General features: G+C 63.7%; 8 protein-coding genes and 1 riboswitch. Of the genes, 5 read left to right on the top strand and 3 right to left on the bottom strand.

The genetic code is table 11. From position 1 onward, the window contains the following. Positions 1-223: 223 nt before the first annotated feature. On the bottom strand, positions 224-1,021 hold the full coding sequence (locus tag AC0L24_RS25050) for a class I SAM-dependent methyltransferase (protein ID WP_473564237.1): 798 nt from the start codon (positions 1,019-1,021) through the stop codon (positions 224-226). A 112-nt stretch (positions 1,022-1,133) separates the two neighbouring features. Here AC0L24_RS25050 and AC0L24_RS25045 point away from each other — a divergent pair, with 112 nt between their 5' ends. Next, positions 1,134-1,985: a hypothetical protein gene (locus AC0L24_RS25045; RefSeq protein WP_473564236.1), complete on the top strand. Its 852-nt coding sequence runs from the start codon at positions 1,134-1,136 to the stop codon at positions 1,983-1,985. Positions 1,986-2,011: 26 nt separating this feature from the next. On the opposite strand, the gene AC0L24_RS25040 is transcribed toward AC0L24_RS25045, so the two are convergent. Beyond that, positions 2,012-2,638, bottom strand: a complete 627-nt coding sequence (locus tag AC0L24_RS25040) for a TetR/AcrR family transcriptional regulator (protein WP_473564235.1) — start codon at positions 2,636-2,638, stop codon at positions 2,012-2,014. Positions 2,639-2,762: 124 nt separating this feature from the next. Between AC0L24_RS25040 and AC0L24_RS25035 the strand changes: the two genes are divergently transcribed. From AC0L24_RS25035 to AC0L24_RS25025, 3 genes are read left to right on the top strand one after another with little or no spacing between them, the layout of a single operon-like run. Further along, on the top strand, positions 2,763-3,950 hold the full coding sequence (locus AC0L24_RS25035) for an MFS transporter (RefSeq protein ID WP_473564234.1): 1,188 nt from the start codon (positions 2,763-2,765) through the stop codon (positions 3,948-3,950). Between the two features lie 13 nt (positions 3,951-3,963). Continuing rightward, positions 3,964-5,241 (top strand): D-arabinono-1,4-lactone oxidase, encoded by a 1,278-nt coding sequence (locus AC0L24_RS25030; RefSeq protein WP_473564233.1) that lies wholly within the window; start codon positions 3,964-3,966, stop codon positions 5,239-5,241. Further along, complete coding sequence (locus AC0L24_RS25025; RefSeq protein WP_473564232.1) at positions 5,241-6,380, top strand: alanine racemase; 1,140 nt, start codon at positions 5,241-5,243, stop codon at positions 6,378-6,380. The genes AC0L24_RS25030 and AC0L24_RS25025 overlap by 1 nt, the downstream gene beginning before the upstream one ends. A 4-nt stretch (positions 6,381-6,384) precedes the next feature. Here AC0L24_RS25025 and AC0L24_RS25020 read toward each other — a convergent pair whose 3' ends face one another. After that, positions 6,385-7,218, bottom strand: coding sequence for an AraC family transcriptional regulator (locus AC0L24_RS25020; protein WP_127331504.1), 834 nt, complete (start codon positions 7,216-7,218; stop codon positions 6,385-6,387). Positions 7,219-7,473: 255 nt separating this feature from the next. Further along, positions 7,474-7,680, top strand: a riboswitch (cobalamin riboswitch). Between the two features lie 162 nt (positions 7,681-7,842). Between AC0L24_RS25020 and AC0L24_RS25015 the strand changes: the two genes are divergently transcribed. After that, the gene (locus AC0L24_RS25015; protein WP_127267057.1) at positions 7,843-8,631 is read left to right on the top strand and encodes an ABC transporter ATP-binding protein; all 789 of its coding nucleotides are present in this window, start codon (positions 7,843-7,845) and stop codon (positions 8,629-8,631) included. The last annotated feature ends 29 nt before the right edge of the window (positions 8,632-8,660 follow it).

Raw genomic sequence — 8,660 nt, 5'->3', positions numbered from 1 at the left:
ATTCGACCCGGCGAACGACCACGCGGTCATGAAGCGGGCGGAACTTCGACTTTGCCATTTTTTCTTCCTCGATGAGAACGGTGAGAAACAGTTCCTCCATCCGGCGGCGCCGGACATGTGGTTAGCACTCACCAAAGGCGAGTGCTAACGTGGCGCTGAAATAGGCTGGCGGCGCGCCGGAGTCAAGGCGCTCGGAGCGCCTCTTGGCGGCATGATGATGAACTTACCGGTGCCTGGCCGAACCGAGTACCAGAAGCGGGCACCGTTCGGCCAGCGGATAGCTGCCGCTCGGCACGACGCGCACCTCGCCGAACCAGTTGGCGGCCTCTTCGATCAGCGTGGCCAGCGTCGCGAAACTGTAGCCTATGTCCGAGCTGGCATAGACGTCGATCGTGTTGATCGAGCTCATGCTCCACCCCGTCCTTGCGGCAAGAGCTTCGCGGTCTGGGAACAGTCTGCCGAACGTATCGCGGATCGTTGCCACCTTGATGGCGAAATCGGGGTCGTTCGTCGTGGACGCCATCGCGATCCGCCATTTGAGCGCGTGGAAATTCTCGACCCCGCCGGCCAGAACCAGAGCTTCGACGCCGCGCAGATCATCTGCCGTTTCCGGTCGTGCGAAGACGCGGATCGCTGCGCGCCTGCCAGGCTTCAGCACCCTGGCAACCTCGCCAAACAACGAACTGCGCGCCGCCTGGGAATCGACCGCCGACAGGCATCCGTCGCCGATGACGGCGTCGATGCTTGCGTGATCCACGGGCAGGTTAAGCCAGTTGCCGGCGATTGCCCTTCGCGAGCCGTCATCGCCGGCCCATACGCCGGAAATCATGGCCGCCGACTGGTCGACCGCCAACATCGACTTGCCCAGAATTGCCAATTCCGGGGTCACCCCCAAGAGGAGGACATCGGCATTTCCGAGATCAAGTTCGCGATCGAATATAGCGACGGTTTCCGCTGTTGGCCGGAGCGGCGCTTCCAGAAGTTTCCAATGGCGGTGGTAATCGTCCCAATGATTTGTCATGCAATTTATTGGCCCTTGGACGCCTGGATTTGGATACCCGCCGGGGCTTAATAGAGGTCGTCGGACAAGCCAAGACATTTCAAGAATTTACAGACGGTCCAAGAGGTAGATAGTGGCGCGCATCGTTGTGATAACGCACGAGCATGACAGGTTCCTGGGCAGGCGCGACATCCTGTTGCGCAGGAGCAGCCCATACATGCTGTTCGACATTCTTGCGGAATTGAAAAGGCGCGGCCACTCGGTTCAGGTTCAGCAAGGCCTGTCGAAGCCGGTCAGCGGCGATATGGCGGTATTGCATGTCGATGCCACGGTGACGCCCGCGGACTATGTCGACTACGCCCGGAGTTTTGCCTTCTGCCTCAACATCGGCGCCGCCGACATATCCAAGCGGCGGATCAGCGGCGCATTGGTCGACAGAACCGACAGCTGGCAAGGTCAGGTGATCGTCAAAAGCAATCTCAACAATCGGGGTATTCCGGAGACGCTCCTCAACCGGCGATCCGAGCGCGCCGGGAAACAGCAGCCGTTTCCGCGCTTGCCAGCCTTGCATCCTTATGAGGTCCATCGATCTCTCGGCGACGTTCCAGATGGCGTCTTTGATTGCGACGATCTCGTCGTGGAAAAGTTCATTCCGGAGAGAGAACCCGACGGTTTTGCTGTTCGTTTCTGGGTGTTTTGCGGAGAGCGCGAGCGCTGCACCCGCTACGTCTCCCCGAACGGGCTGGTCAAGGCATCGGAGACGATCCGGCGCGAGTCCGTCCCGGTGCCCGACGAATTGCGTGAGCGCCGGCGTGAACTCGGCTTTGACTATGGAAAATTCGATTTCGTCATGCATGAGGGCAGGGCCGTCCTCCTCGATGCAAACAAGACTCCCGGCCGTCCGCAAAACCTCGTCAAGATGTTCGCGGCCGGCGCTTCCGATCTGACTCACGGCTTCGAAGGCCTCATCCATCGGGCGAAATAGGCGCGGCTGAGATCGCCGCGGACGCCCTAGAGAAACAGTCGCAGCTGCGTGTGAATGATAGACCGGTAATCCTCGATGGTCTGGCGGCTTTCCGCTTCACCCTCGGCGAGCGCCAGGCGCACCACGCCGCCGGCGAGCTGGAAGATCAGGAGGACCATGCGTTCGAACTGCTCGCGCTTCTCGGGCTCCAGCAGGGCGATGACATGGTCGCAGAACATTTTGGCTTGATGTCGGGTTTCGGCGATGTCGAGATTCTTGAGCGCCTTGTCGGCCTGGATGGCGTTCTGCAGATCCTGGATGGCCGGATCGCCGGCGACGCGGCTGAGATAGTCGTCAAGCAGCCGGTCGGCGGCCACGATCACGTCCTTCGCCTCGCGGACATCGGCGATGGTCGTCGTCAGCCGTGCCCGGCTGACCTCTGAAAACCGCTCATAGAGCATCGCCAGGATCGCCGATTTGTTGGGAAAATAGTGGTAGACGGTGGCGATCGGCCCGCCCGCCAGCATGCCGACTTCCTTCATGGTGACGGCGTCGATACCCTTTTCCCCGATCAGCCGCATGGTCGTCGACAGGATCGCGTCGATGCGCTCGCGGCTGCGTTCCTGCTTGGGCCTGCGCCTCGGCTCGGTCGCCATTCTTTTCAATTCCGTCATGCACCGATCTTTCGCACGGCTTCCCAAATTCCGGTTGACAAGAAATATGATCAAGTATCAGTTTCTGAAATACTGACAGGTTGTCAGCTTTTTTGCCGCACGGCAAGGACGTTGGGAGGCGCCTTTGGCTTCGACAGATACCGGCCCCGCAGGCAGTGGCGACTGGCTGGTCGGCAATCCGACCGGCTGGCAGCTCGCCTCGGCCTTGTGGATCGGTTCGGTCGGCCTGCTCATTCTCGGCCTGCAACCTGTGCTGCTCGGCGCCCTTTACACTGAGGGCCATGTCAGCGGCGACGAACTGGCGCTGGTCGCCACAGCCGAGATGATCGCCATTGCCATCGGTTCGGCTGTCGTGGCGATGCTGCTTTCGGCGCACCACATGCGCTGGAAAAGTGCCGTCCTTCTGCTGCTGCTGGCGCTCGCCCATGTGTGGACGGCCTATGCCGCGAGTGCCAGCACGCTAATTGCGGCCCGCGCCCTGGCTGGGCTCGCCGAGGGCGGTCTGGTCGCCATCGCCACCGAACTGAACGCCCGCTCGCGGCGCGCCGAGCGCATCGGCGGCTATTTCGTCACCATGCAGACGCTGGCGCAATGCGCGCTCGCCTTGTTGCTGGCGCTTTATGTCATCCCGGCCGCAGGATCGGCGGGCGGCTTCATCGTTCTTGCCGTCGTCTGCGTCGCGTCGCTGGTGGTCGCCTTCACTGTTCCCGGTGACTATGCCGACCTGCCCAAGGAGGAGAACCTGGTCAATGTGCTGACGCTTCCCTCGACGACCGCGCTGCTGTCGGTCTTCTGCTATTTCATGTTCTTCGGCGCGGTCTGGGCCTTTCTGGAACCGCTTGGCGCACAGTATGGCATCGATGGCCGCACCGTCGGCCTGATCGTCTCGGCCAGCCTCGCCGTGCAGGTCCTGGGTGCTATGACGGCCACCGTGTTCGAGGCGCGCATCGATTATCGCCTTGCCATCGCGGCGATCGGCGTCGTCGCGCTTGTCAGCTCCCTGGTTCTTGCCAGTAGCCCTGGCCTGACAACGTTCTGGGTCGCTGCCTTGGCCATGGGCTTTATCCTGCTGTTCATCGTGCCCTACCAGATCCGTCTGGCGATCACCGCCGACGAGACGCGCACCGCTGTGCTGCTGGTGCCGGCAGCCCAGCTTTTCGGCCTGGCGATCGGACCGATCGCGGCGTCGCTGCTCATCGATGGCAAGGATTTCCGGCCAGTTCCGGAATTCGCCGCCGCCAGCGCGGTGGCCAGCGTGGCGCTGCTCGGTCTCTTCGTCCTTGTGTCGCGTCACCGTCGTGCGGTTGCCTGAGCGGGGAGGTGGCATGTCAAACATTTGGAGCAACTGGTCGGGCTTTGTAAGCGCCGAGCCCAAGCTGATCGCCAGCCCCGGCGACGCCGGTGAACTCGGTGATCTCGTCCGGACCGCGCCTGGCCCCGTGCGCGTCGCCGGTGCCGGTCATTCCTTCACGCCGCTGGTGAAATCGCAGGGCACGATCCTGTCCCTGGAGAGGCTGGAAGGGCTGGTCTCGCAAGACGTGCAAAAACATCAGGCGCGGGTGCGGGCAGGGACCCGGCTCGGCCCGCTGATGCACATCCTGCAAGGCATTGGCCAGGGCCTGCCCAACATGGGCGACATCGACCGCCAGGCGATCGGCGGCGCGCTGGGCACCGCCACGCACGGCTCCGGACCGACGCTCGGCGCCTATCACACGCAGCTGGAGACGGTGCAGATCGTCGACGGGCTCGGCAAGGTCCGCGACTTCAAGCAGGCAGGGGATCAGGACATGATCCATGCCATCGGTGTCGCGCTCGGCGCTTTCGGCGTGCTCACCGAAGTGACGCTGAACAACATCGCGACCTACCGGTTGCGCCGCCGCAAATATGTGCTGCCGATCACTGAGATGCTGCGCGACTTCGAGGCGATGATGGCCGCGCATCGCTCGGCCGAATTCTACTACATTCCGTTCTCCGGCTATGCGCAGTTCATCGCCAGCGATTTCAGCGACGCCGCACCCACCGCACGGCCGCCGGAAGAGGACGAGGCGGGTTTGAGGACGCTGCGCAGGCTGCGCACTTCACTTGCCTGGCTGCCATCGCTGCGTGGCCGCCTGATCCGTTCGGCGGCCGCCAGATTTCCCGCCGAGGACTACGTGCAGGACTGGCTCAACGTCTATGCCAGCGACCGGCAGACCAAGTTCAACGAGATGGAATATCATTTGCCGTTCGAGGAGGGGCCGAAGGCGCTGGCCGAGATCATCGAGCTGACTGAGAAGCGTTTTCCCGAGGTCTATTTCCCGATGGAGGTGCGCTCGGTCGCGCCGGACCAGTTCTGGCTTTCGCCATTCTACAACAGGCTGACCTGCTCCATCGCCATCCACCATGATGCAGCGAACGATCCTCTGCCGTTCATGCGGGCGGCAGAGCCGATCTTCCGCAGATATGGCGGCAGGCCGCATTGGGGCAAGATGCACAGCCTGAAAGCGGCGGATCTGAAAAAGCTCTATCCGCGCTGGGACGACGCCATGGCGGTGCGCCGCGACGTCGATCCGCAAAACCGCTTCGTCTCGCCCTATATGGCCGGCTTGTTCGGCATCGAATGATGACCACCTATTTTTCCACCCTCTCGGATGCGCTGAAGGAAGCCGGCATCTTCCAACCCTGCCTGCTGCTCGATCGCGACCGGCTGGACAGCAACATTGCCCTGGTGAAGGGGAGAGTGGATCCCGGCCTGGCCGTGCGGCTGGTCGACAAATCGCTCGCCTGCATGCCGCTGCTTGCGTATATTGCCAAGGCGCTTGGCAGTGAGCGCTTCATGACCTTCCACCCGCCGATCAGCGAGGCGGTGCTGAAGGCGTTCCCGGATGCCGATCTGCTCTACGGCAAGCCGATGCCGATCGGCGCGGCAAGGGCGGCGCTGGTGAAAGCCGATACCGACTGGTCGCGTGTCTGCTGGCTGATCGACAGCGAGGAGAGACTGGCGGAATATGGCGCCCTCGCTGGCGAACTCGGCATCGGCCTGCGCATCGCTTTCGAGATCGATGTCGGGCTGCATCGCGGCGGTTTTGCTGATCCCGCAGCCTTGTCGAAGGCGTTGAGCGCGTTGCCGGCCCGGCTGCATTGCGAAGGCGTCATGGCCTACGAGGCGCATGCGCCGCTCATCCCCGGCCTTTTCGGCGGACCGGCAAAGGCATTGACCAAGGCGTCGGCGCAGGCTGCGGCATTCGTCGCCTGTCTCGGCGCCGACCAGCGCCGCATCCTGAATATCGGCGGCAGCAAGACCGCGCTGCTTCATCATGGCGGCGCGGCCAATGAGGTCTCGATGGGCTCGGCCTTTGTGCTGCCCAGCGATTTCGATACGCCCGGTCTCGACGGCTTCCAGCCGGCGGCCTTCATCGCCGCCCCGATCCTGAAAATGGTCGAGCCGATGCTGCCCGGCCCGCCGGCCGTCACCCGCCTGCTGCAGGCGCTCGGCCGGTTCCCGCGCAAGGGTTGCTACCTCTATGGCGGCAAGTGGATGGCCGAGCCGGTCTTCCCAGAAGGCATGAAGGCAAACGGGCTGCTCGGCCTGTCCTCCAACCAGCAATTCATGGGCTTGCCCGCCGACGCGACCGCAAAGCCCGGCGACTACGCGTTTCTAAGGCCGACGCAGAGTGAAGCCGTGCTGCAGCAGTTCGGGTCGATCGCGGTGTTTTCCGGCGGCCGGATCGCCGATCGCTGGCCGGCGTTGCCGATGGCCTGACCGACTACGCCTTCACCGGTATCCAGATCTCCAGCCCGCCCTTGCCGCTGCGCGGGTCGAATTCGGGGCCGTAGCGTTCGAATTCCGGCGCGTCCGCGATCTCATGCCCGGAGGCCGGCAGCCATTTGTTCCAGATCGTATTGACCGTCCGGCGGATGGTCGAGATGTGTTCGCGGTGGGCAAAGACCGCATATTTCTGCGCCGGCACCCGCACCCGGTAGAAGTCCCTGGGCAGGTCGGAGAAGTCAGACACTTCGACGCCGGCGATGTAGTCGAAATTGCCGGCATCGTCGCCGTTGACGCAGACGCCATAGGCGACGTCGCCGGTCTCGCCCGGAATGTTGCCGATATAGGGGCCGAAGCGCTGCCACTGCATCGGGATGGCGGCGCTGGTTTCGCAGCTGTAGCGTTCGCCGAGGCCGGCGATCAGGAACGGCCGGCTGGTCTCGAAACGCGGCGGTTCGAGATTGGTGAGGAGGGACTGGTCCATCAGGATCGGCTCCACGAGGTCGAGCTTGTCGAGTGTGCCCTGCGCGCGCACCAGTTCCGGCGTGGTGCCGAACTGATCGCGGAAGGCGCGGGTGAACGCCTCATGCGAGTTGTAGCCGGCGTCGAGCGCGACGGCGAGGATGTCGGGCGCCCCGCCCGCCAGCTTGCGCGCCGCCTCGGTCAGCCGGCGTGAGCGCATGTAGCCCATCACCGACCGGCCGGTGGCGGCGCCGAAGGCGCGCGTCACATGAAAACGCGACACGCCGCTGCTTTGCGCGACATCATCAAGCGAGATCGCCTCCGGCAGATGGCTTTCGACGAACCACAGCGCTTTCTCGGTCGGGTCCATTTTCTCCTCGCATTGGCCGGATCATCCTGCCGTTTCCTGGCACGGCCAGTTTGATCGAAATTGCGCATCCCGTGCAATCTGCCCCGACGCCGGTCGCCATCCGGCCAACCGCCCCATGAGCTTTCGCTTGACAGCGACCGGCGTCATCTCTTAGGTATGTTATATTATTACATAAAGAGAGCATGCGATGCCTGTTTCCGTTAGCTGGCCCACCACTCCGTCCGAGAAATCCATTGCGAAGCGATCGGCGCAAATCTACGCTGAAGCGGTGATGGTCCCCGAGTCGAAAGGCGAGGGGTGAAAAGGGAACGCGGTGAGGCCTGCTCAGGTCGAGACCGTGGCTGCCCCCGCAACTGTAAGCGGCGAGCAAAATCCGTGAATGCCACTGGCCGGCAAGGCTGGGAAGGCTGGATGGCGCAACGACCCGTGAGCCAGGAGACCTGCCATCACTGAGTTGACCGGACGGGGTGTGCCGGGAGGAAACGCGAATCCCGGTCTTGTCGGCCGGTTCGCCAGCTTCCTTCCGTCGCCAGTTTTGGAAAGTGACGGAAAGTTGGACGGCTCCATCCATCGCATCGTCGTATATACGCTTTGCCGTCCCGGCAAGCCGGCGGGCAGCAGCCGATGACCGTAGCGCTTCTCGAAGCCCGTGACCTCTGCGTCACGGCGAATGGGCGGGATCTGGTTCAGGCGGTCAGCTTCTCGGTGGCCGCCGGCGATCGCCTTGCCATCATCGGTCCCAACGGCGCCGGCAAGACGACGCTGCTGCGCATGCTGTCGGGCATGCTGCGGCCGAGCTCCGGCGAGGTGAAGCTCGGCGGGCGCCGCCTGGACAGGATTTCAGCCGCCGAACGGGCGCTGCACATTGCCGTGGTCGGCCAGACCGACCAGCCCGATCCGCGGCTGGCGGTGATCGACTATGTCGAGCTTGGCCGGGTTCCGCACGCCGGGCTGCGGCGCAGGAGCGAGGAGCGCGAGATCGTCGTCGATGCACTGCGCCGGACCGGCCTGCTGCCGCTATTTGGCCGCACCATCGGCTCGCTGTCGGGCGGCGAGCGCCAGCGCGCCCAACTTGCGCGCGCCATCGCCCAGCAGCCAAAAATCCTGTTCCTCGACGAGCCGACCAACCATCTCGACCCGCGTGCCCGCGGCGAACTGCTCGACCTCGTGGCAGGCTTCGAGATGACGGTGATCGCGGTGCTGCACGATCTGGCGCTGGTGGCACCGTTCGCCACCAGGGTGGCGGTGATGAACCATGCCCGTCTGCAAGCGCTCGCCGCACCGCGCGAAGCGCTGACCCAAAAGCTGATCCGCGAGATTTTCGGCATCGATGTGCTGCGTCTGCGCCATCCGACCGAAGACCGCGAACTGACGGTGTTCGATGTGCCGAACCGTGCCGCGCCGCCGACGTGATTGAAGCCATTTCGTAGTCGACCCAATCC

Source organism: Mesorhizobium sp. WSM4809 (assembly GCF_055811655.1).
Note: the sequence above shows the minus strand (reverse complement) of the source record. Positions and strands in the feature narration are given on the sequence as shown.